Source organism: Kangiella sp. M94 (assembly GCF_054926195.1).
Window position 1 is genome coordinate 2,239,363 of sequence record NZ_CM142903.1, and the last position, 23,360, is coordinate 2,262,722.

Sequence of the window (23,360 nt, forward strand, 5' to 3'; positions counted from 1 at the left end):
CAAAAGTAACTGGCGATAGTAACCACTAACTTTATATTTGTCATATATTTGTAACATTCTGTACAAATTAGACCGTCGTCAAAATTTACTTATTAGTTTGCCTTAAATGCATAAATTATATTGTTCCGAACTCCTGAATTTTATAGAGTCCTAAGACCTCGATTTTCGAGGTATATAAAATAAACAACACTAAGGGGTGTTTTAACATGAAATTAAACCAAGTAGTCGCAGGTGTTCTGCTAGCTACGGGCGTAACCGGCGCATATGCTGGTGAGTTCAAAGCAGCAGCTCAACCTGAAAAAGCCATCAAAGGGCAATATATCGTTGTTCTAAAGGATGATGCGGTGGCAGCTAATATGGGACTATTTTCTAGCAATGCTTCTGAGCAAGCTATTGCTATGGTAAGCGACAACCTGAGCCGCAAGTATCAAGCTCAAGTTCAGCGCACCTTTACTAAAGCCGTTAAAGGCGGCGTATTCAACATGTCTGAGAAAGCTGCACAAAAGCTAGCTCAGGATCCTAACGTTCTTATTGTTGAAGAAGACCAAATCGTTAGCATTAATGCTACTCAGAACAATGCCACTTGGGGCCTTGATCGTGTTGATCAGCGTAACCTTCCATTGAGTGGTTCGTACACTTACAACACAACCGCAAGCAACGTAAACGCTTACATCATCGATACCGGTATCTTAGGTTCGCATAGTGAGTTTAGCGGTCGCTTTATGGGTGGTTATGACTTCATCGATAACGACACAAATCCAAATGACTGTAACGGTCACGGTACGCACGTTGCCGGTACTGTAGGTGGTTCTACTTACGGTGTTGCCAAAGGCGTTAAACTTTATGGCTTGAAAGTTCTAGGTTGTAACGGTAGCGGTACTAACTCTGGTGTTATCGCAGGTATTGACTGGGTTGCTAACAACCACGTTAAACCAGCTGTTGCTAACATGAGTTTAGGTGGTGGCGCTTCTTCTACTACTGATAACGCTGTTGCAAACCTTGTTGCTTCAGGTGTAACTGTTGCAGTTGCTGCGGGTAACGATAACAGCAACGCTTGTAACTACTCACCAGCTCGTGAGCCAAGCGCAATCACTGTAGGTTCAACAACTTCTAGCGATTCACGCTCAAGCTTCTCTAACTATGGTACTTGCTTAGATATCTATGCTCCAGGTTCAAGTATCACTTCAGCTTGGTCAAATGGTGGTACTAATACTATCAGCGGTACCTCAATGGCATCTCCACATGTAGCCGGTGTTGCTGCTCTTTACTTAGCAAACAACCCTAGCGCTACTCCTAGCCAGGTTGAGTCAGCAATTAAAAATGCTGCAACTTCAGGCAAAGTAACCGATGCAAAATCAGGTTCACCTAACTTGTTATTATACAGCTTGTTTGATGGTTCAACTCCAGATCCGGATCCAGAGCCAGAACCAGGTAACGAGCTACAGAATGGCGTATCGGTAAGCTTCTCAGGCGCTACAGGCTCAGAAACTGACTTCACTTTCGAAGTTCCATCTGATGCTTCTAACGTAAGCTTCGACATGTCTGGTGGTTCAGGTGATGCTGACTTATATGTCAAGTTCGGTAGCGCACCAACCACTTCTAGCTACGACTGTCGTCCATACCGTAATGGTAATACTGAGTCTTGTGACTTCACGGCACAAACTGGTACTTACTATGTAATGGTTCGTGGTTACACTAGCTACTCAAACGTTAACTTAGTAGCAACGCATGATGGCGGTGGTACTAACCCTCCACCAGCAGGCGGTAGCGAAACACTTGAAAACCTTTCTGGTGCTTCAGGTAGCTGGTCACACTACTACATTGATATCCCAGCTGGCATGAGCAGCCTGGATGTTCAAATGAGTGGTGGTTCAGGTGATGCAGACTTGTATGTTCGTCGCGGTGCTCAACCAACGACTTCAAGCTACGATTGCCGCCCATATAAATGGGGCAACAACGAGAGCTGCTCTTTCTCTAACCCAGCTCAAGATCGTTGGTACATCAGCATCCGTGGTTACTCTTCTTACTCAGGTGTAACTCTACAGGTTGACTGGCAGTAATTATCGCTTTGGCGATAGATAGAAAAGCTGACCTTCGGGTCAGCTTTTTTTATGTCTGTTATTTTTAAGGGAAAATACTGTTCTTCTAACCACCAAAACACCATTTAACTTTACAACCCAGTTCAATATTTCTGATACAATCACAACAATCTCGCCGAGCAAGCTTTAAGTAAAATGACGCAAACAGGCAATCAAATACCTACAGCAATCAAACTGCATCAAAAAAGCCAACAACTAGAAGTCGCTTTTCCGGGCAACACCTATTTACTGCCTTATGAATACCTGCGCGTATTTTCTCCTTCTGCTGAAGTTAGAGGCCATGGAAATCAGGAAATGACCTTGATTGGCGGTAAAAAGAATGTTCAGGTTACCGATATCGAAGCGGTAGGCCAATATGCTATTAAACTGACCTTTGATGACGGCCATGACAGTGGCCTGTATACTTGGCAAACACTTTATGAACTTGGTCGGGATTACCATCAAAACTGGCCAAAATATCTGAACAAACTTCAGGCTGCTGGACTTTCTCGAAGCAAAGATCCCGCAGTTAATACCTTTAATCCGAACACAACCGACTAAATTGCGAAGCAACGACTATGACAGAGCAAAACAAGAAAGCTACAGAAAATACCACTCACTTTGGTTACCAGACTGTAGACAAAAGCCAGAAAGCCTCCAAAGTCGCTGAAGTCTTTCATTCGGTAGCCGCCAAGTACGATGTGATGAACGATTTGATGTCTTTTGGTGTGCATAGAATCTGGAAGCGCTACACCATTGAACGTGCATCAGCACGACCAGGTCAGACAATTCTCGATATTGCTGGTGGTACTGGCGATCTAACCGCCAAGTTCTCCAAGATTGTCGGCCCTACTGGTAAAGTCGTATTAGCGGATATTAACGAATCAATGCTTAGAGTTGGCCGTAATAAGCTGGTGGATAACGGCATTGTTGGTAATGTGGAATACGTACAAGCAAACGCGGAATGCCTGCCTTTTCCGGATAACTACTTTGACCGAATCACCATTGCTTTTGGTTTACGCAATGTGACCGAAAAAGAAAAAGCTCTTGAATCCATGTATCGCATATTAAAACCTGGCGGTAAATTATTGGTGCTTGAGTTTTCAAAACCAGCACTTCCTGCATTGTCCAAAGTCTATGATGTATATTCTTTCTCTTTGTTGCCTGCGATGGGCAAAATGGTTGCCAATGATTCTGAAAGCTACAAATACTTAGCTGAGTCCATTCGCATGCATCCCGATCAGGATACTTTAAAACAAATGATGTCGGACGCTGGTTTTGATGAGGTTGAATACACTAACTTAACCGGTGGCATCGTCGCTTTACACGTCGGTAAGAAATTCTAAAATCTATCAAGTTGAAGAACACCGGATTAGCCCATGATTTTGCCACTATTTGCACCAACCATCGAAATGCTCATCAATCAAGCGATCAGGCTCGACCCTGGTGCACAATCACGCCTGCATTTATTAGATGGAAAAATCATAAAAATAGAACTAACCGATTTAAAGGTAGTTTTCTTCTTTGTCATCGAAGACAACTTGATATTAGTTAAACCAGAATGTAACGAGCAGGCCAATGCTGAACTGAAAGGCACTTCATCCAGCTTCTTTAATCTGGCTTTAAGCGAAAAAGGTTCTGATTCTATATTTAAAGGTGAAGTACATTTTGCGGGCGAGATCGGCACGGCACAAAACTTTCAAAACTTCTTCAAACAACTTAATATTGATTGGGAAGAACACCTATCGCAATACACTGGCGATATTGTCGCTCACCAGATGATTAGCAGTGGCAAGAAAGTAAGTGACTGGCTACAGAAAACAGTAGCTACAACCCAACAAAATCTGAGCGAATATATTCGTTTTGAGGCTAAGTTATCGCCCGCATCAATTGAGCTTGAAAACTTTTATGATGCCATTGCCGATCTGAAATCTGATAGCGACAAACTTAAGCAAAAAGTTGAACGACTATCTCAAAAGATAACGAACAGAAACCATACTAATCATTAGCTATGAATATACCAGCGAGACGCTAGCATGAATGCCATTAGACAATTACACCATGCACTTAAAATTAACCGAACACTGGTGCATTATGGTTTGGACGAGTTTCTGGCGCCCACACCTTTGGCACGCTTCCGCCCGCTGGCTAAGCTTTTTTCATTAAGTTTTCGTCGTAAGGCGAAGGACAAATCTCGCGGTGAACGACTTCGCCTGGCCTTGACCGAACTTGGCCCTATTTATGTGAAACTCGGACAAATGCTCTCTACTCGCCGCGACCTTGTGCCGCCGGATATTGCTGATGAATTGGCCAAATTACAGGATCAGGTTCCACCTTTTGCATCAGACATTGCCCGCTCCATTGTTGAAGCCCAATTAGCCACTAAAATTGATGCGGTATTTACCAGTTTCACCAGTGAGCCATTGGCTTCTGCCTCAATTGCTCAAGTTCACGAAGCCACCTTGAAGAGTGGCGAAGAAGTGGTGGTCAAAATCCTGCGTCCAGGCATACGCCGAAAAATCCTTCGTGATATGCAAATGATGCACTCTTTGGCGAATTGGGCAGAAAAATATTCCAGCGAAGCGCGGCGACTACGTATTATCGAAGTGGTTAAAGAATACGATAGCACTTTGGCTCGTGAAATCGATTTGCGCATCGAAGCCGCCAATACCTCTCACCTTCGCCATAATTTTGCAGACTCTGACTTGCTGTATGTCCCTAAGATTTATTGGGATTATACTCGCGTCAAAATGCTGGTTATGGAAAAAATATCCGGCATCCCTATCGGCAATATTGAAGCGCTTAAAGCCAGTGATGTTAATATGAAAGCGTTGGCTGATCGCGGTGTTGAAATCTTTTTTACTCAGGTTTTCCGAGACAGTTTTTTTCATGCTGATATGCATCCGGGTAACATTTTCATTGATATCACTAATCCGCAGGAACCTCGCTATATTGCTATCGATTGCGGCATTATGGGTACTCTTGATGAAAGTGATAAACGTTATTTAGCCGACAACTTCCTCGCTTTTTTCGACCGCGATTATCGTCGCATTGCTGAGTTACATGTTGAATCAGGCTGGATTGATGCGGATGTTTCGATTCCTGAGTTCGAGTCAGCCATTCGTGCTGCCTGTGAACCTATTTTTGGTAAGTCACTGGCTGAAATTTCGTTTGGCCACTTCCTGATCCAACTGTTTCAAACCGCACGTCGTTTTAACATGCAGGTTCAGCCTCAATTGGTATTACTGCAAAAAACCTTGTTATACGTTGAAGGGCTAGGCCGTCAGCTATACCCGCAACTGGATTTATGGAAAACCGCCCAGCCCTACCTAAGACAATGGGTTCGCGAGCAGATTGGGCCGAAAGCCATGTTTGAGGATATTAAGCGTCAGTTTCCCGACTGGTTACACAAAGCCCCGAAATTGCCGGGATTACTGTTCGATAACTTTCATCGTATCGGGCAGAGCCTTAATCAATTTGAACAACTCAAAGCCCAGTTCACAGAACTGGAACGCCATAAATTAGAACAACAATATGCGCTGAAACATGCCTTCATTGGTGGCTCGCTGGCCATTTTGAGCGGCATTAGTTATCTTGCGGTACCCCATGACTGGTGGCCAGCAGCAATTCTCGGCGCAGGTGCTGCCTGGTTTATGATAAAAAGTCTGTGGCCCACTAAATAACTGCATGACTGATGTTTACCAACAAAAGGAGACGTTATGAGTGACTGTTTATTTTGTAAGATTATTGCGGGTGATATACCTAGCGATAAGGTCTATGAAGACGATAAAATTCTGGTGTTTAAGGATATCGCTCCTAAAACACCGACACACTTACTGATGATCCCTAAGCAGCATATTGCCAGCTTGGCTGAAGTTACGGAGCAGGATGCTGACATCATGGGTTATATGATGACTAAGGTTCCACAGATAGCTAAAGAAGCTGACCTGGATAGTGGTTTCAGAACCGTTATAAATACAGGTGATGATGGCGGTCAGGAGGTGTATCATATCCATATTCACATTTTAGGCGGCGCTGGTCGCATGCCATTTGTATAAGCCATAAAGCTTGAGGTAAAAGCATGAAACCTGGTATTTGGGAATTACTCATACTATTAGTTATTATTTTGTTGTTATTCGGCACTAAAAAACTACGCAATGCCGGTGGCGATATTGGCTCCGCCTTTAAGAACTTCAAAAAAGCGGTCAAAGATGAAGATAAACAGAACGATGCCAAAAATGTCGAAGATCAATCTGAAGATGCTGACTTTGACAGCAAACCACAGCAGGAAAAAGCTGAGCAAAGCTCTACCGATAACGGCCAAGATAAAAAGTCCTGAAACCGTCTCATCAATAACCGTAAGCCTGAATTATGCCTTTTGATATTGGTTTCTTCGAACTATTGCTGATAGTAGTCATCGCGCTAGTGGTGCTTGGCCCTGAGCGCCTGCCCAAAGCTATGCACACAGTCGGACGCTGGGTTGGCAAGGCCAAGCGTGGCTTTAGTCAGTTCAACCAGCAAGTCACTCGTGAACTCGAGATTGAAGAAATGAAAAAGCGCATTGCCGAGCATGAGAAAATGATCATGGAGCAGGCGGAATCTGATGAAGAGCTACAACGCTTGCGTGAAGAAGCACAAGCAACTATTGCTAAAGCAGAGCAGGCATTAAAACAAAGCGAACAGGCACTGGTTAACGAACAACAAAAACTCCAGTCGTCTAACACCAGCCCAGACAAATCATCCTGATGAGCCAAGATCCAGAACAACCTTTAATTGCCCACTTGCTTGAACTGCGTAATCGCTTGCTACGCATCGTTTTAGTCATCGTCTGCCTTTTTATTGGACTAGCCTTCATTGCCAATGAACTTTATCTTTTGCTGGCTAAACCACTGATCGAACAATTACCCTACGGTTCCAGCTTAATTGCCACCGATGTTACCTCACCATTATTCGCGCCCTTTAAACTGGCATTTGTGGCTGCTTTTTTCATAGCTATGCCTTATGTGTTACATCAAATATGGATGTTTATTTCGCCCGGCCTCTATCAGCATGAAAAGCGTTTCGCCATCCCGCTGCTACTCACCAGCATTATTCTGTTCTACGCAGGCATCGCTTTTGCTTACTACTTAATCTTCCCTATTATTTTCGGCTTCCTGTCCGGCATTGGCCCAGAAGGGGTCAGTTATTTGCCAGATATCAACAGCGTTTTATCAATAGCACTTAAACTTTTCTTTGCTTTTGGATTAGCTTTTGAAATTCCCATCGCCACCATGCTATTGATTTGGTCCGGCATGGCCAGCCACCAGTCACTCAGTGATAAAAGGCCCTACATCGTGGTCGGTGTCTTTATCTTCGCCATGCTGTTAACACCACCCGATGTTATTTCTCAGGTATTGCTCGGTATCCCCATGTGGATCCTGTTTGAACTAGGCCTGATATTCGCCAAAGTGTATGCGCCTAAAGCTGCTCAGGAAAATGCAGAAGAGCCTGGCGACTAACAATACTGAACCCGATGAAACATTTAAGCGCAAAAAAACTGAAACTAACAATGAATCTGTGGCCACCCTTTTGGGGATCCGGCATTAAGGTTTTAGAACTCGATGATGATTGGCAATATGCCAAAATTCGTCTGCGTAAATATTGGTTTAATCGGAATTACGTGAACACGCATTATGGCGGTGCTCTGTTTTCGATGACCGATCCCTTCTACATGTTGCTACTGTTGCATAAGTTAGGGCGTAACTATGTGGTGTGGGATAAAAAGGCCGAAATCAAGTTTATAAAACCCGGGCGCAAAGACGTGTTTGCCGAGTTTAAACTCACCGAACAGGACTTGCTGGATATCAATCTGCAACTCAAAGACCAAGATGTTATTGAGCCTGTATTTGAAGTGGATATTCATGATGAAGATGGCCAGCTCATTGCCAAAGTCTGGAAGACTATTCATATTGCCCGCAAAGAATCCACAAAGCGTTAACAGCTACTTCAATTAAGCCTGTCAAAAGACTTAGGATTTGCTCAAAAAATACGCTAGCATAATGTAACAGTCATATTTGCATTATGCTCGTATTGATGAGGGCAGGCTTTAATGAATCGACCTTTTGTCAGCAATGACATCGCAACAGAGTTGATTGCTACCCTACCTGGGGCAGTCTATCGGCTTGAATACAAAGGGGATGAATTCCGTTTTTTATACATCAGCGATGGCATCGAACAGATATGTGGTGTTACGCCAGAACAAGCCATGGCGGATATTGAGTCTATTTTTTCCCTGATCCATACCGATGATTTTGACCGAGTCATTAATGAGAGTCTAACTACTGCTCAACACGGTGTTGTCTGGCACGGTGAGTTCAGAATGTGCCTAAAAGACGGGCGGACTATCTGGGTTGCGGCCTATGATCGCCCTCAAGTTTTTGATGATGGTTCTATCATCTGGACCGGCTATGTCATCGACAATACAGAGCACAAAGATTTGCACAAGGCTTTGGAAGACAGTGAAGCCAAGTTCCGTGCTTTTGTGGAAACCGCCAATGACATTATTTACAGCGTCTCTTCCGATGGCTGCTTTACTTATGTCTCACCCAATTGGAAGGAAAAGCTGGGGCATGAACCTTCCGAAGTTATCGGTCAACACTTTACGCACTTTGTTCATCCTGATGATGTTGAGCGCTGTACTCAGTTTCTGATTCAGCTTTACGAAGAAGGCACCAAGAAAAGTGGGCTTGAGTATCGAGTCAGACATAAGAACAACTACTGGTGCTGGCACACCACCAATGCTTCACCGATCTTTGATGAAGAGGGACACATATCCTCGACTGTGGGTATCGCCCGTGATATCACAGAGCGCAAGTTTATTGAGCAGCAAATCGAGCACCAGGCACATTACGACACCCTGACCGATTTACCCAATCGCTCTTTATTCTCGGATCGTCTTGAGCAGGCGATACGCATGGCTCATCGGCAACATGAGCAATTAGCGGTGCTGTTCGTGGATTTGGATAAATTCAAACCGGTCAATGACAATTATGGCCATGCCATTGGCGACATCCTTCTGCAACAGGTTGCCCAGCGCATGCGTGATTGCCTGCGTGAATCGGATACCGTCGGTAGAATTGGTGGTGATGAATTTCTGGTGCTGCTTCCTCATGTTGAGTCCAGTGAAACCAGCGTTCATATTGCCGAGAAGTTGTTACAGGCGATCGCAAGCCCTTTTCGAATCAATCGTATTGATATCGAGATTTCCTGCAGTATTGGTATTGCTTTATACCCCACTCATGGCAATACCGTCCTGGAGCTTATTCAAATGGCCGATCAAGCTATGTATAAAGCTAAAAATCAACAGGGAAACCTGGTCTCCGTTGCTGATTGAGTGCTGATTTAATCTCAAATAAACACATTTTTACATTTCACCGTTTCATTTAAGCTTGTTATTTCAATTTACACTCGTGTAAAATGAATGAACGTTCATTTTACCATTTATTTCTCCTATCTATGCCTAAAAGAGAACAAATACTGGAGGCAGGAATTCGCTTATTCGTAGAGCGAGGCCTGCAGGGCACTTCCATGTCACTATTAGCAAAAGAGGCTAATGTGGCGACAGGCAGTGTCTACAATTACTTCGAAAGTAAAGAGCAACTGATCAATGAAATCTTCTTATATGTGAAGAAACGCGAAGCAGAGTTTCTACTCGAGCATTATCATTCGCAGGACAGTTACGAACAAAGATTCAAGGAGCTTTATCGCTCAACGATCCAGTTCATGCTGGATAACTGCCTTTACTTCCGCTTCAGTCATCTTTATGGATTATCTCCTGTTATTGAAGATAAGACTCGGGAGCAACTACTCCACGTGTTTGAGCCTTTCATCAAGCTCTACCAGGAAGCCTACGATCAGGGAATCATTCGTGTGAACACCATTCCTGATACTCACATCCAGATCTATGGTGGCTTTAGCTATTTTATGCACTGGCAATATCTCAATAACCAGTCAATTGATGAGTCACTGGTTGAACAAATGGTCGAATTCGCTTGGGCCGCTATTAAAAATTGGAATCACTAAGGATTTACCCCCATGAAACATGCAGTAATTATTAGCGCACTCCTTGTTACTTTTGCTGGTAATGCAATGGCTGCCGACCAGGCTCAGCAAGCAGTACCAGTGCAAATCACGGAAGTTAGCGCAGGAAAAACCACTCTAACCGAAAACCTACCCGGTCGGGTGCTGGCCATTCGCACCGCAGAAGTGCGCGCCCGTGTTGATGGCATTCTGGAAAAACGTATTTTTACCGAAGGACAGGACGTTAAAAAAGGGCAATCACTGTTCCAAATTGACGACCGAATCATGAAAGCCAATGTAGCTGCAGCGCGCGCAGACCTGAATACTGCCAAGGCACAACAAAAACTCACTAAACAGACGCTCAAACGTTATGAGCAGCTGTTAGAACAAGGTGCGGTTAGCCAACAGGAGTTTGACACCTACCAGGCACAAAGCCTGCAGGCCGATGCCCAGGTTGAACAAGCTAAAGCCCAATTACAAAAAGCCCAGATCAACCTGGATTATGCCACTGTTGAGGCTCCTATTTCTGGACGTATTGGCCGGGCACTGGTAACCGAAGGAGCGCTGGTCAGCGCTACCTCAGCCACTCATTTAGCCACCATAGAACAGCTGGATCAGGTCTATGTTGACTTCACTCGCTCCGCCACTGAAATCAATCAGTTACGTGAGCTGTTTGCTAATTCTGAGGCAACTGATGCTGCTTCAAGAGAAGTGCAAATCCTGTTTGCTGACGGTACGCCTTATAGCCATCCGGGACAATTAGAGTTTTCCAGCTTGTCAGTGGATCCGGATACAGGCTCGGTTGCTCTTCGCGCAACGGTTAAGAATCCTGATTATCAATTGCTACCCGGTATGTTTGTCCGAGTCAAAGCTCCTGTAGCTGACTCATCAAGTTTAGTTCAGGTGCCGCAGAAAGCAGTCCAGTTGACCGGACAAGGCGCTGTGGTGAAGATCATTCAGAATGGTAAGCTCGCTTTCCAGCCGGTGGAGCTCGGGCCTATGATGGGTCAGAACTGGGTCATCAAAAGCGGCCTTAAAGCTGGCGACCAAATCATCACCAGCAATACCCAGTTTCTACAACCTGGAACTCCTGTACAAGCGATGTCCGATCCATCCAATAGCTCGCACACACAACAATAGGGATAACAGACAATGGCACAGTTTTTTATCAACCGGCCCATTTTTGCCTGGGTGATCTCGCTATTAATTCTGCTGGGCGGCACACTGGCGGTGCAAAATCTGCCGATCATGGCCTACCCTGATATTTCGCCACCACAGGTCACCATCAACGCCACCTATCCGGGTGCTTCGGCCAAAGTGATCGAAGATACCGTCACCAGCGTCATCGAAGAAGAGATGAACGGCATTGAAGGGCTACGTTATATTAAATCGGAAAGCTCGCGCACCGGTACCTCAACCATTATTCTAACCTTCGCAACCGGTACAGATACTGATATTGCCGGGGTGGAAGTACAGAACCGCTTAAAAAGAGTGGAAGCTCGCCTACCCTCATCGGTTCGTACTCAGGGGGTGAATATTGACAAAACTCGCCCTGACTTTTTGATGGTGGTATCCCTCTACTCACCCAATGGTAGCCATAATGCAACCGACCTCGGGGACTATATTGACCGTGCCATCCTGGGTGAAATACGCCGTATTGACGGTATTGGTAGCGCACAGCTATTCAGTGCGACTTATGCCATGCGCATTTGGGTTGATCCAAAAAAGATGGCTTCTTATGCCATTACTGCAGACGAAATAGCACAAGCTATCCGCAACCAGAATGCGCAGCTGGCTACTGGCGAGCTAGGCTCCTTGCCAGCGCCAGACGACCAGCAAATCAATGCCACCATCTTAGTGCCCTCTCGGCTGAATACACCCGAGCAGTTCGGTAACATCATCCTGCGCTCTTCATCAGATGGAGCCATAGTCCGACTTAAAGATGTGGCAATGGTCGAGCGTGGCGCTAATAGCTATACCGCTCAAGCCTTTCTGAATGGCCAGGAATCAGCAGCCTTTGCCTTAAAGCTAAGCAATACTGGTAACGCCTTAGAAGCTGCCGAAGCGGTCAAAGCCAAGATGGCGGAGCTCGAGCAATACTTCCCTGACGATATGTCCTGGGTTGTGCCGTACGACACGTCAATCTTCATAGATGAGTCCATTGGTCAGGTTTTGCAAACTCTGATCGAAGCAGTGTTTCTAGTCACTTTGGTGATGTTTCTGTTCTTACAGAGCTGGCGCACTACCATCATTCCGCTGATTGTTGTTCCAGTATCCTTGATTGGTACCGGCATGGGACTCTACTTATTAGGCTACTCCATCAACATGCTAACCATGTTCGCGATGGTGCTTGCGATTGGTATCGTGGTCGATGACGCCATCATCGTGGTTGAAAATATCAAAAGGATTATTGATCAGGAAAAACTTGGGCCATATCAGGCAACGAAAAAAGCCATGAAGCAGATTTCTGGTGCCATTATCGGTACCACCGCGGTACTGATTGCGGTCTTTATACCGATGGCATTTTTCTCTGGCTCGGTAGGTCGCATTTATCAGCAATTCTCTTTAACTATCGTATTAAGCGTTTCCATTTCCGCATTTTTATCACTGTCTCTTAGCCCGGCAATTGCACAAGGCTTTTTAAAAACGGACAAAAAAGAAAAAAAGGAATGGGCCTTCTTCCGCTGGTTTAACCAAGGCTTTAACTGGTTCACTGAAACCTATATGAGCCAGGAAAAGAAACTGTTTAATAAACGCGGTCAGCTCATCACAATGGCCATTTTTGTAGTCATCTGCGGGCTTGTCGGCTGGCGTTTTGCCAGTATGCCCACCGGTTTCGTGCCTTCGGAAGACCAGGGCTTCATTGTCGCATCTTCCTTGATGCCTTCCGGCTCAACCCGTAGCCGCACGCTGGAATTAACCAAAAAAACCGATGAGTGGTTCCTGCAACAGCCAGAAGTTGAGCGAATCATTACAGTTGCGGGTTTCAGTTTTTTCGGTACTGGCCAAAACACCTCGATTACCTTTGTTAATCTTAAGTCATGGGCTGAACGAGAAGGCATGCGTAACGCAGACGAATTCGCGGCTGCCGCGACTGCCGAGTTCATGAAATATTCCGAAGGCTCGACTTTTGCTTTCAACATGCCCCCCATTCCGGGGCTTGGTAACAGCAGCGGTTTTGACTTCCAGCTACTGGACAAATCTGGTGTTGGTACCGACCAGCTTATGGGTGCCGCATTCCAATTGGTCGGAATGGCTTCTCAGTCAGGCAAGTTTGCTGAAATTCGCCCCGATACATTACCGCCAGCGCCGTTACTGACCATTGAAGTGGATCGCATTAAGGCGCGCTCATTAGGCATCGATATCGGCGAATTAAACAGCACCTTACAGATCGCTCTTGGTTCGGCTTATATCAACGACTATGTAGAAGGGCAGAAAGTCAGACAGGTCTGGCTACAGTCCGACGCTGAAACGCGCTCAACGCCGGATGAAATCCTGAGCATGCAGGTACGCAACGACCAAGGCGATCTGGTTAACCTTTCTGAAGTAGCTAAGGCCCACTGGACCGAAGCGCCAGCCAAGCTGACTCGTTACAATGGCTCACCCTCGCTACCCATAACCGGTAGCGGTGCACCTGGGGTTAGTTCAGGTGAAGTACTGGCGCTGATGGAAGAATTCGCACAGACACTGCCTAAAGGATTGGGTTATGAATGGTCAGGACAATCGCTAGAGGAAAAAGTCGCAGGCAACCAAACCACTTTGCTGTTTTCCCTGTCATTCCTGGTGATCTTTCTGGTGCTGGCTGCATTATACGAAAGCTGGTCAGTACCACTTTCAGTTATTCTGGTCGCACCGCTGGGTATTTTAGGTTCGATTATCGCCGCATTTATTGGCGGATTACCCAATGATATTTATTTCAAAGTTGGACTGATTACCATCATCGGCCTATCCGCTAAGAATGCCATTTTGATTGTTGAATTTGCCCGTGAAGCTGAAGGAGAAGGCAAGAGTCCACTGGCAGCAGTAACTGAAGCCTGTCGGCTACGTTTACGTCCGATCTTAATGACCTCCTTGGCCTTTATCATGGGAGTGTTACCACTGGTGCTCGCCACCGGAGCTGGTTCAGCCAGTCGTCAAGCCATCGGCACCAGCGTGGTTGGCGGTATGATTTCTGCTGCAATACTCGCTATTATATTTGTGCCTGTTTTCTATCTGCTGGTACGTAAGATTTTTCCGCGCAAACTCAAGCATTATGAAATGGCTGCCAGAGGAATGGAGATTAATGATGATTAAAAGAAGTTTAACGCCTTTAGCGGCATTATTCATATTATCGGGCTGCCTGTCCATGGCGCCTGATAACGAGCGACCAGAGTTGCCAGTGGCAGAAAACCTCGCCATTTCTGAGCAACAATCAGAAGTCGCCGAGCAAATCGTTTTACGGGAATGGCAAAGTTTCTTTACCGACACAAATGCAAAAGCATTGATTGCTCAGGCGCTGGAGCATAACCGTGATCTGCGCATCGCAACAGCTCGCGTGGCCGAAGTTAAGGGACGTTACCAGATACAGTGGGAAGAATTTGTCCCCGGATTCCGTGGCGAGGTCAGCCAGACCCGAGGCAGAGACTTATCGACCTTTACTGGCGGTAGCGTCATGTTTAACCGCTACGATGCATCGGTCGGACTCGTTTCTTACGAGCTCGATTTGTTTGGTCGCATTCGCTCTCTTAGCGACGCTGCTTTAAATCAGTTTTACGCCACCGAGCAGGCGCAACGCTTCGTCAAAATTTCTGTCATCGCAGAAACTGCTAACGCCTACTATTCCTGGTTGTCAGCAAAGGAAAACCTGAGCCTTGCACAGCAAACCCTTGATAGTCGTCAGGAAAGTCTCGATCTGATTCAAAAGCGCAAAGACAATGGCATCGCCAGCGATCTGGATTTAGCGCAGGCCCAGGCAGCCTTAGCACAAGTATCAGCGCGCAAATCCCAGCTGGAGCGCCTGTACGCGGTATCGAAAACCAACCTTGAGCTTTTAATTGGCACACCACTCTCTCAGGTCTCATTGACTGACAATCAACAGATGCCAGCATTGATGAGCCTTGAATTGCCAGACAATATCAGTTCAAACGTTCTGCTAAGCCGACCTGACGTATTAGCCGCTGAACATCAGCTGTATGCTGCCAACGGTAACATCGGTGCGGCGCGTGCTGCTTACTTCCCCAGCTTACGCCTAACCGGTGACTTTGGTTTTGCCAGCAACGAGTTTGATAACCTGTTTGACGGTGACTCGGAAACCTGGACCTTCATGCCATCAATTTCAGTGCCAATTTTTGGTAATGCCTTAAACGCACAGCTCGATGTTGCAAAAGCACAGAAGGAACAAATGGTTGCCACCTACGAACAAACCATTCAGCAAGCCTTCGCTGAAGTCTATCAATTGATGGTTAATCGCAAGAGTTATAATGCTGAGCTGAATGCTAATCTTGATCTGGTTAAAGCTCAAAAGCGTCGCCTGTATTTAGCGGAAGCCAAATACAAAGCCGGCCTCGCCAGCTATCTGGAAGTACTCAGTGCACAACAGGATCTCTTTGCAGCAGAACAGGCCAAACTGGAAAGCGAACGAGCAAGACTTGCCAATACGGTCACCCTGTATAAAGCTCTGGGTGGCGGGGATACTGCAATGCAAGAAAGCGAATAATTGTGCTTGCTGAAAGAACTTACTGAAAGAACTTATTGAAAGAGTTTGATGGGTTACGGCTAATGCCTAACCCATCCTATAAAAGTATATATCAATGTCAGTGTTGTAGTCTGGAATTTAGTAGAAAGTTATAGGATGGGTTAGCTCGAAGAGCCTAACCCATCAATTAGCTATCTTTAGTACTACTTATCGCCCAGCATAATCCCGATCCACTGAGTTTCCTTATTCGCATCCAGGAAGATTTTTACAATAATGGTCAGCGGTACTGATAACAACATTCCAACAGGCCCCAACACCCAGCCCCAGAATAATAATGATAAGAATACAACCAATGTAGAAAGGCCTAGGCCTTTACCCATGAATTTAGGTTCTATGATATTGCCCACAACAAAATTCACGGCTAGATAGCCCGCAGCAGCCAGTAGTGGCGTGGTTAAACTTTCTGAGGTTAACCAGGCTAACAACACCGCTGGGATAGCTGCAATGATCGAGCCAATGTTCGGAATGAAATTAAACATGAAGGCAATCAAGCCCCACAGGAAGGGATATTCAACACCAATCACCCACAGCCACAGACTGATAATCGCGCCGGTTAATAAACTAACCACGGACTTGATTGATGCATATTGTTTAATCTTGGTGATCACTTCCCCCAAACCAAGATGCGCTTTACTTTCCACATTAGGGAATGCACGTCTCATTTTGTCACCAAAGATACTGGCTTCCATCAACAAGAAAATGGAGGTCAGAATAATTAAGAAGGTATTGCTAAGCACACTGCCCAGGCCATTTAGGATTGCAGCCGATAAGTTCATCATAACGCCAGGAGAAAAGCGTTCCGCCAAGGGTGTTTTCGGGACTTCAACACCAAGCCCTGCAAGCCAGACAACCAGACCATCGAATTTTGCCCGCAGCATCATTTCATAGCGAGGTAAATTGTTGGAAAATTGCTCGACCGAATTGCCCACCAATGTACCGATCATAAAAAAGAACAGGCTCATAATGACAACGACTAAAATAATAGCCAGCCAATCAGGCATGTCTTTTTTAATGATCGGCAGTTTTACTTTGGCAAAGAAAAAATACAGCGGTCCTAAAATGATCGCCACAAATAATGACAAAATGACTGGCACCACAAACACGCTGGCTGCTTTTAGCCCTGCAATGATCAGAAAAGTTGCAGCGATGGCGACCAGCGCGTTAGTAACTCTGGGGGTTTCTGCTGACATGGTATTCCCTTTTTTGTTATCTCTTTGATTTAAGGCAGATTTAGTTTATAACATCTTACAAGGTTTTTTCTAATGCCAATCAGACTTTATGGCGCAATCTGCACAATTACAATTCATTGATATTGGGGTCAATCTCACCAGCAATCGCTTCGATAAGGACCGAGAGCAGGTGCTTGAACGTGCTTTAGCAAACGGTATCGAAGCCATTATCATCACTGGCACCAATGCACGAGAGAGCAAGCAAGCGCTCACCCTGGCTCAGCAATATGAGCATTGCTATGCTACTGCAGGCTGCCATCCGCATGACGCAGAGCGCATGAGTCCTGATGATTTTGAATCTATCAAAGCATTGCACAAAGAAAGCAAAATCGTGGCTGTTGGTGAGTGCGGATTAGACTTTAACCGTAATTTTTCCACGCCCGAAAGCCAGATACGTGTATTTAAACAGCAACTGGAAATGGCTTGTAATCTACAGAAACCTTTATTCTTACACGAGCGAGATGCCAGCGATACCATGCTGGAACTGCTGCAGGAATACCAAGGTGAGCTTCCACCAGCAGTTATTCATTGCTTCACTGGCTCTGAGCAGGCGCTGGAGCGGTATTTAGCGTTTGGTCTATACATAGGCGTCACTGGCTGGATATGCGATGAGAGACGCGGACAGGAGCTTGCAGGCATGGTTCATCGAATACCTGATAACAGGCTGATGCTGGAAACCGACGCTCCCTGGCTTACTCCCAGAGATTTACGGCCAAAACCTAAAGATGGACGCAATGAGCCCATGTTGTTACCGCATATCGCGCAAAAGGTCGCGAGCTGTCGGCAACAATCAATAGAGCACCTTGCCGAAATCACTTACAGGAATGCGCAGACTTTTTTCAATTTGCCAAACTAGATCAGAAATTATAAGAGGGATAATAAGTGGCCAATCAGTTTTCATTATTTAAAAAACGATTCTTTTCATCCTATTTCGTCACCCAGGCGCTGGGGGCAATGAATGATAATATCTTTAGACAAGCAGTTATTATATTAATCTCATTCAAAGTTGCTTCTGAAATTAATTTCAGTGAAAACATAATGACTAATATGGCTGCTGGGCTATTCATATTACCATTTTTCCTTTTCTCTGCTACCGCTGGCCAAATTGCAGAAAAGTTTGAGAAGTCGGCTTTAATCAGAAAGGTTAAGCTGTTTGAAATAATCGTGATGATATTTGCAGCGATTGGTTTTTACTTTAATAACATCTGGTTCTTATTATTTGTTCTCTTCTTAATGGGCTTCCAGTCGAGCTTGTTTGGGCCAATTAAATACAGTATTTTACCGCAGCATCTTGATGACAGTGAACTCCTCGGAGGCAATGGTTTAGTTGAGATGGGTACTTTTCTGTCCATTATTATAGGTACCATCATTGGTGGTGTTTTAATGGAACGCGGTGCTAGTGGGACTCAAATACTAAGCGTAGTATTAATAACACTCGCCGTTATTGGTTATCTATTTAGTAGAAGAATCCCCCCCACTCCTTTAGCTCAACCAGATTTAAAAATAAACTGGAATCCAGTTACTGAAACTTGGAAAACGTTTAAGTTCGCCAGAAAACAAAGAGTTGTATTTTTATCGATTCTTGGTGTTTCCTGGTTCTGGTTCTATGGCAGCGTGTTCCTTACCCAGATCCCAAACTTCACCCGAGTAAGCCTGAATGGTAATGAGCTCGTAGCAACATTGATCTCAGCCTGCTTTTCAGTTGGCATTGGTATTGGTTCAGTTCTGTGTGAAAAGCTGTCAGGCCGCAAAGTAGAACTAGGCCTGGTACCTTTTGGTGCAATCGGTATGACCTGGTTTGCTATCGATATTTTTCTTGCTAATCCCCATAGCGGCTACGAAGGGCTTTTATCACCAGCACAGTACCTGGCTCAAGATGGCTCCGTTCGAACTCTGTTGAATTGTGCTTTTGTCGGTATCTTTGGCGGCTTTTACATTGTGCCGCTATATGCACTGATTCAAGAGCGTTGCGAGCGCTCACATTTGTCACGGGTGATTGCCGGTAATAATATCCTTAATGCACTATTTATGGTGGTCGCTGCGGTATTAGGCGCGGTGTTACTGGGTAATGGCATGACCATTCCTCAATTCTTCTTACTGGTTGCTATTCTTAATGCCTTGGTCGCCATCTATATTTTCACGCTGGTTCCTGAGTTCCTGATGCGCTTCCTGGTCTGGATTCTAATCCACACCATTTATCGCGTCAGAAAAAAAGGGTTAGGTCATATTCCTGACGAAGGTGCCCATGTTTTGGTATGTAATCACGTCAGTTATGTGGATGCGCTAATCATTGCGGGCTCTATTCGCCGCCCCGTGCGTTTTGTGATGTATCATAAAATCTTTAAGATTCCAGTTTTAAGTTTTATTTTTCGCACAGCTAAAGCAATTCCCATCGCCGGTGCCAATGAGGATAAAGAATTGCTGAATAAAGCCATGTATCAGATTGCAGAGGCACTTGATAATGACGAAGTAGTTTGTATCTTCCCTGAAGGGAAATTAACTTCAGATGGCGAAATGAACGACTTTAAGTCAGGCATTGAACGTATTATTGAGAAGTCACCAGTTCCGGTCATTCCTATGGCGCTGCAAGGTCTATGGCAAAGTTTGTTCAGCCGTAAAACGGTCAATAAATTTATCGACCGTTTAAAACGATTAAGAACCAAGGTAACATTAGTAGTTGGCGAGCCCATCAAGCCGCAGAATGTATCAAAAGAGTATTTACAGGAAGTCGTTAGCGAACTTCGTAGCAATAAACCGTAACAGGATTTATATCGTATGAAATTTTTAAAGTATGGCTTTATTTTTATCGGCACCCTTTTTATGGTGTTGGTTGCCATCGGTATCTTTAAGCGTGACTTTGATAGCAAAGCCAGCGTCACTATTGATGCTCCGGTGCAGCAAGTCTTCGCTGTCTACAACAACCCCCTCTTATTGAATCATTGGCTGGCAGAATTCCACTCACTGGAGAATGTTAGCGGTTCTTTGAATGAGGTTGGCAGTGAATGGACGATGAACTACAAATCTGCCGAGGGTAACTTAATTAAGATGCAACATACTCTGACGTCTTATGTTGCTAATCAGCAAATCAGTTATGATTATGCTAATGAGTGGTTAACGGGCCAAACAACAGTTACCTTTGAACCCGCAGATAACAACACAACAACCGTCACGATGGTGCAACAGTACTCAGGCAAAGGTATAGTACAAAACGCTATTTTATTCTTAATCCAGGGCAGTATCGAAGATGTCAGTCAATCAAACCTTGAGAGCCTAAAAAAACTCATTGAGCGAACTGAAGCTGACGAAATGAATGGCGAAATTGATTATTAAAAAGTATTACACTTTTAACTGAAAAGTAACTGGTCCATCATTAATTAGATGGACCTTCATATCGGCACCAAACTCACCACACTCAACCTTGTCATAATGTGCGTGAGCTTGCTCTACAAAATAATCAAATAACTCTTTTCCTTTCTGTGGCGGAGCTGCTGAAGAGAAGCTTGGACGCAAACCGCTTCGTGTATCAGCTGCCAAGGTAAATTGCGGCACCAGAAGCAAACCACCATTTACATCCTGCAAAGATAGATTCATCTTATCTTCTGCATCGCTAAACACTCGGTACTTCAAGATACGCTGGAGCAACTTATCGGCAATAGCCTGGTCATCGTTTTTTTCAACACCCAACAAAACCATCAGTCCCTGTTCGATAGCACCGATCGTTTTGCCATCGACAACTACTTTCGACTCCAGCACACGTTGTAATAAAGCTATCATCCGTTAGTTACTCTATTCTTATTAATTATCGTTTTCTTGCTCTTCACTCTCTTCATAAATCGTATCTTCATCATCGACACGCTCAATAATCACACGACCATCCGCCCCACGTCTTTCTTCAAGATTCATATCTTCTTTCACGGTAGCGTATGCGGTCTTGATACATTCTGACTGAACTTCGGTGGTAAGCTCTTGCCCGCTAATGCAGCGATCAAATTCGTACTGCAAAGCTTCTTCAACAGTAGCATCAAGCATCTGTGCGCGAGCTGGTTGACCGCCCTCGCCGTAAAATAAGTAACTCAATGCATTAACTGCGTCGGTGCCTTGTGTTGTAGTGCAAGCGGTTACTCCAACCAGTGAGACGCCCAGCGCCAGCAATTTAATCTGCTTCATAGATGACCTTTTTGTAATTTATGGTGTATCTGATTGGCTTGAATGCAAATGGTTGCAATTTTTTTAGCCCTCTGCAAAAAGTGTAACGATTTTATTAAGTTATTGCTAACTCATTCACCTAATTTGATAAATCGCGGGCATAAAAAAGCCACTAACTGCCAGGCAGCTAGCGGCTTTTAGTGTCTTTTAAAGCTTAAGACGCTTTCGGCGGACGACTGGCGCGTTTACGGTCAGTTTCCGACAAGTGCTTTTTACGCAAGCGGATACTGGTTGGCGTCACCTCAACCAGTTCATCATCATTAATGAACTCTAACGCTTGCTCAAGCGTTAATTTTACTGGTGGAGTTAGAACCTGCGCTTCATCAGTTCCTGAAGCACGCACGTTAGTAAGCTGTTTCCCTTTCAAGCAGTTGACGGTCAAGTCATTTGAACGGCTATGAATACCGACAATCTGGCCTTCGTATACTTCATCACCGTGCTTAGCAAACAAACGACCGCGCTCTTGCAAGTTAAACAATGCATTGGTCAAAGCTTTACCAGTCATGTTAGCAATTAGCACGCCACTGGCTCTTTGGCCAATATCACCACCCTTATGAAGACCGTAATGGTCAAAAGTATGGTACATCAGACCAGAACCAGAAGTGAGTGTCATAAACTCGGTCTGGAAACCAATCAAGCCACGACTTGGCATCATGAAGTCTAAACGAACGCGGCCTTTACCGTCCGGAGACATATTGGTTAATTCCGCTTTACGCGTTCCCATACGCTCCATAACACTGCCTTGATGTTGCTCTTCAACGTCAATCGTCACTGTTTCGAATGGCTCTTGCAGCTTACCATCAATATTTTTAAGAATAACTTCAGGGCGCGACACTGCAAGCTCAAAACCTTCGCGACGCATGTTTTCAATTAAGATACCCAAATGCAATTCGCCACGTCCTGAAACGCGGAACTTATCCGGGTCATCAGTTTCTTCGACACGTAGAGCAACATTGTGTACCAACTCTTGTTGCAAACGCTCAAGAATATTGCGCGACGTGACGTACTTGCCTTCTTTACCTGCAAACGGTGATGTATTCACCTGGAATGTCATGGTTACGGTTGGTTCATCAACAGACAAAGGTGGTAATGCTTCTACCGCATTTTGATCACAAATTGTGTCTGAAATCTTCAACTCGCCTAAACCGGTAATAGCAATAATATCGCCTGCATCAGCTGAATCGACTTCATGGCGGTCAAGACCCAAATAACCAAGTACCTGGCCAACTTTGCCATTTCGTTTAGTGCCATCAGCGCTGACAATAGTGACCTGCTGATTTTGTTTTACGCTACCACGGCTCACTCGGCCAACACCAATCACGCCAACATAGGAGTTATAGTCCAACTGCGAAATTTGCATCTGGAAGCCACCCTCTGCATTGGCTGGTGGCGGTGCCACATTGTTCACAATGGCTTCAAACAAGGGCTGCATATCAGTGCCGGTATTTTCCGCATCACGACTCGCCCAACCATTTAAAGCTGAAGCATAAACCACTTCAAAGTCTAATTGGTCGTCAGTTGCGCCTAAGTTATCAAACAGATCAAACACCTGATCCATAACCCAGTCAGGACGAGCACTCGGCTTATCAATCTTGTTAATAACAAGAATCGGCTTTAGTCCCTGAGCAAATGCTTTTTGCGTAACAAAACGAGTTTGCGGCATCGGGCCTTCGGCTGCATCAACCAACAACAACACTGAGTCCACCATAGACATAACACGCTCAACTTCACCACCGAAGTCAGCGTGTCCTGGAGTGTCAACGATATTAATCCGGTAGTCATTCCATTTAATGGCAGTATTTTTTGCCAAAATGGTAATGCCACGCTCTTTTTCCAAGTCGTTAGAATCCATCACACGTTCTTGAGGGCCTGCGCGGTCGCCCAAAGTGCCCGACTGTTCCAACAGTTTATCAACTAAAGTTGTTTTACCGTGGTCAACGTGGGCAATAATCGCAATGTTGCGTAGCTTATCGATCATAAATTTCTCAAAGGTGAAAAAATGGCGCATATTCTATACTAGATAGCGCCATTCGCACAGAAAATAGTCAGTTTTAT

General features: G+C 45.0%; 22 protein-coding genes. 18 read left to right on the forward strand and 4 right to left on the reverse strand.

The window, feature by feature from the left end; all coding sequences use genetic code 11:
• The first annotated feature begins 206 nt into the window (after nt 1-206).
• The 15 genes from ACYTXU_RS10300 to ACYTXU_RS10370 all read left to right on the forward strand — a co-directional run bounded on the left by ACYTXU_RS10300 (nt 207) and on the right by ACYTXU_RS10370 (nt 15,831).
• A complete protein-coding gene (locus ACYTXU_RS10300) occupies nt 207-2,060 on the forward strand; it encodes a S8 family serine peptidase (protein WP_462206653.1) in 1,854 nt (617 codons plus the stop codon).
• A gap of 174 nt (nt 2,061-2,234) precedes the next feature.
• The gene (locus ACYTXU_RS10305) at nt 2,235-2,639 is read left to right on the forward strand and encodes a gamma-butyrobetaine hydroxylase family protein (protein WP_462206654.1); all 405 of its coding nucleotides are present in this window, start codon (nt 2,235-2,237) and stop codon (nt 2,637-2,639) included.
• Nucleotides 2,640-2,656: 17 nt separating this feature from the next.
• On the forward strand, nt 2,657-3,424 hold the full coding sequence (gene ubiE / locus ACYTXU_RS10310) for a bifunctional demethylmenaquinone methyltransferase/2-methoxy-6-polyprenyl-1,4-benzoquinol methylase UbiE (RefSeq protein ID WP_462206655.1): 768 nt from the start codon (nt 2,657-2,659) through the stop codon (nt 3,422-3,424).
• Between the two features lie 33 nt (nt 3,425-3,457).
• Nucleotides 3,458-4,087, forward strand: coding sequence for a ubiquinone biosynthesis accessory factor UbiJ (locus ACYTXU_RS10315; RefSeq protein WP_462206656.1), 630 nt, complete (start codon nt 3,458-3,460; stop codon nt 4,085-4,087).
• A gap of 27 nt (nt 4,088-4,114) precedes the next feature.
• Nucleotides 4,115-5,761: a ubiquinone biosynthesis regulatory protein kinase UbiB gene (gene ubiB, locus ACYTXU_RS10320; protein WP_462206657.1), complete on the forward strand. Its 1,647-nt coding sequence runs from the start codon at nt 4,115-4,117 to the stop codon at nt 5,759-5,761.
• 36 nt (nt 5,762-5,797) lie between these two features.
• Nucleotides 5,798-6,136, forward strand: a complete 339-nt coding sequence (locus tag ACYTXU_RS10325; protein WP_462206658.1) for a histidine triad nucleotide-binding protein — start codon at nt 5,798-5,800, stop codon at nt 6,134-6,136.
• 23 nt (nt 6,137-6,159) lie between these two features.
• The gene (gene tatA, locus ACYTXU_RS10330) at nt 6,160-6,417 is read left to right on the forward strand and encodes a twin-arginine translocase TatA/TatE family subunit (protein WP_462206659.1); all 258 of its coding nucleotides are present in this window, start codon (nt 6,160-6,162) and stop codon (nt 6,415-6,417) included.
• Nucleotides 6,418-6,449: 32 nt separating this feature from the next.
• Nucleotides 6,450-6,824: a Sec-independent protein translocase protein TatB gene (tatB, locus tag ACYTXU_RS10335; RefSeq protein ID WP_462206661.1), complete on the forward strand. Its 375-nt coding sequence runs from the start codon at nt 6,450-6,452 to the stop codon at nt 6,822-6,824.
• Nucleotides 6,824-7,576 carry a twin-arginine translocase subunit TatC gene (gene tatC / locus ACYTXU_RS10340; RefSeq protein WP_462206663.1) on the forward strand — a complete coding sequence of 251 codons (753 nt, stop codon included), beginning with the start codon at nt 6,824-6,826 and terminating at the stop codon, nt 7,574-7,576. Before tatB ends, tatC begins: the two co-directional genes overlap by 1 nt.
• A gap of 14 nt (nt 7,577-7,590) precedes the next feature.
• The gene (locus ACYTXU_RS10345; RefSeq protein ID WP_462206665.1) at nt 7,591-8,055 is read left to right on the forward strand and encodes a DUF4442 domain-containing protein; all 465 of its coding nucleotides are present in this window, start codon (nt 7,591-7,593) and stop codon (nt 8,053-8,055) included.
• Between the two features lie 111 nt (nt 8,056-8,166).
• Nucleotides 8,167-9,450, forward strand: coding sequence for a diguanylate cyclase domain-containing protein (locus tag ACYTXU_RS10350; RefSeq protein WP_462206666.1), 1,284 nt, complete (start codon nt 8,167-8,169; stop codon nt 9,448-9,450).
• 194 nt (nt 9,451-9,644) lie between these two features.
• The gene (locus ACYTXU_RS10355; protein ID WP_462206667.1) at nt 9,645-10,139 is read left to right on the forward strand and encodes a TetR/AcrR family transcriptional regulator; all 495 of its coding nucleotides are present in this window, start codon (nt 9,645-9,647) and stop codon (nt 10,137-10,139) included.
• Between the two features lie 12 nt (nt 10,140-10,151).
• Nucleotides 10,152-11,276 carry an efflux RND transporter periplasmic adaptor subunit gene (locus ACYTXU_RS10360; RefSeq protein ID WP_462206668.1) on the forward strand — a complete coding sequence of 375 codons (1,125 nt, stop codon included), beginning with the start codon at nt 10,152-10,154 and terminating at the stop codon, nt 11,274-11,276.
• A 12-nt stretch (nt 11,277-11,288) separates the two neighbouring features.
• Nucleotides 11,289-14,429, forward strand: a complete 3,141-nt coding sequence (locus tag ACYTXU_RS10365; protein WP_462206669.1) for a multidrug efflux RND transporter permease subunit — start codon at nt 11,289-11,291, stop codon at nt 14,427-14,429.
• Complete coding sequence (locus tag ACYTXU_RS10370; protein WP_462206670.1) at nt 14,419-15,831, forward strand: efflux transporter outer membrane subunit; 1,413 nt, start codon at nt 14,419-14,421, stop codon at nt 15,829-15,831. The genes ACYTXU_RS10365 and ACYTXU_RS10370 overlap by 11 nt, the downstream gene beginning before the upstream one ends.
• Nucleotides 15,832-16,013: 182 nt before the next feature.
• On the opposite strand, the gene ACYTXU_RS10375 is transcribed toward ACYTXU_RS10370, so the two are convergent.
• On the reverse strand, nt 16,014-17,060 hold the full coding sequence (locus ACYTXU_RS10375; protein WP_462206671.1) for an AI-2E family transporter: 1,047 nt from the start codon (nt 17,058-17,060) through the stop codon (nt 16,014-16,016).
• A gap of 88 nt (nt 17,061-17,148) precedes the next feature.
• Between ACYTXU_RS10375 and ACYTXU_RS10380 the strand changes: the two genes are divergently transcribed.
• The 3 genes from ACYTXU_RS10380 to ACYTXU_RS10390 are packed head-to-tail and all read left to right on the forward strand — an operon-like array spanning nt 17,149 to nt 20,429.
• Complete coding sequence (locus ACYTXU_RS10380) at nt 17,149-17,955, forward strand: TatD family hydrolase (protein WP_462206672.1); 807 nt, start codon at nt 17,149-17,151, stop codon at nt 17,953-17,955.
• A gap of 26 nt (nt 17,956-17,981) precedes the next feature.
• On the forward strand, nt 17,982-19,859 hold the full coding sequence (locus ACYTXU_RS10385) for an MFS transporter (RefSeq protein WP_462206673.1): 1,878 nt from the start codon (nt 17,982-17,984) through the stop codon (nt 19,857-19,859).
• Between the two features lie 15 nt (nt 19,860-19,874).
• Nucleotides 19,875-20,429 carry an SRPBCC family protein gene (locus tag ACYTXU_RS10390; protein ID WP_462206674.1) on the forward strand — a complete coding sequence of 185 codons (555 nt, stop codon included), beginning with the start codon at nt 19,875-19,877 and terminating at the stop codon, nt 20,427-20,429.
• A gap of 6 nt (nt 20,430-20,435) precedes the next feature.
• Here the strand turns inward: ACYTXU_RS10390 and dtd are convergent, their stop codons facing one another.
• From dtd to typA, 3 genes are all read right to left on the reverse strand, one after another.
• On the reverse strand, nt 20,436-20,873 hold the full coding sequence (gene dtd / locus ACYTXU_RS10395; protein ID WP_462206675.1) for a D-aminoacyl-tRNA deacylase: 438 nt from the start codon (nt 20,871-20,873) through the stop codon (nt 20,436-20,438).
• Between the two features lie 21 nt (nt 20,874-20,894).
• Nucleotides 20,895-21,266, reverse strand: a complete 372-nt coding sequence (locus ACYTXU_RS10400; RefSeq protein WP_462206676.1) for a hypothetical protein — start codon at nt 21,264-21,266, stop codon at nt 20,895-20,897.
• A 193-nt stretch (nt 21,267-21,459) separates the two neighbouring features.
• A complete protein-coding gene (typA, locus tag ACYTXU_RS10405; RefSeq protein ID WP_462206677.1) occupies nt 21,460-23,283 on the reverse strand; it encodes a translational GTPase TypA in 1,824 nt (607 codons plus the stop codon).
• Nucleotides 23,284-23,360: the final 77 nt, after the last annotated feature.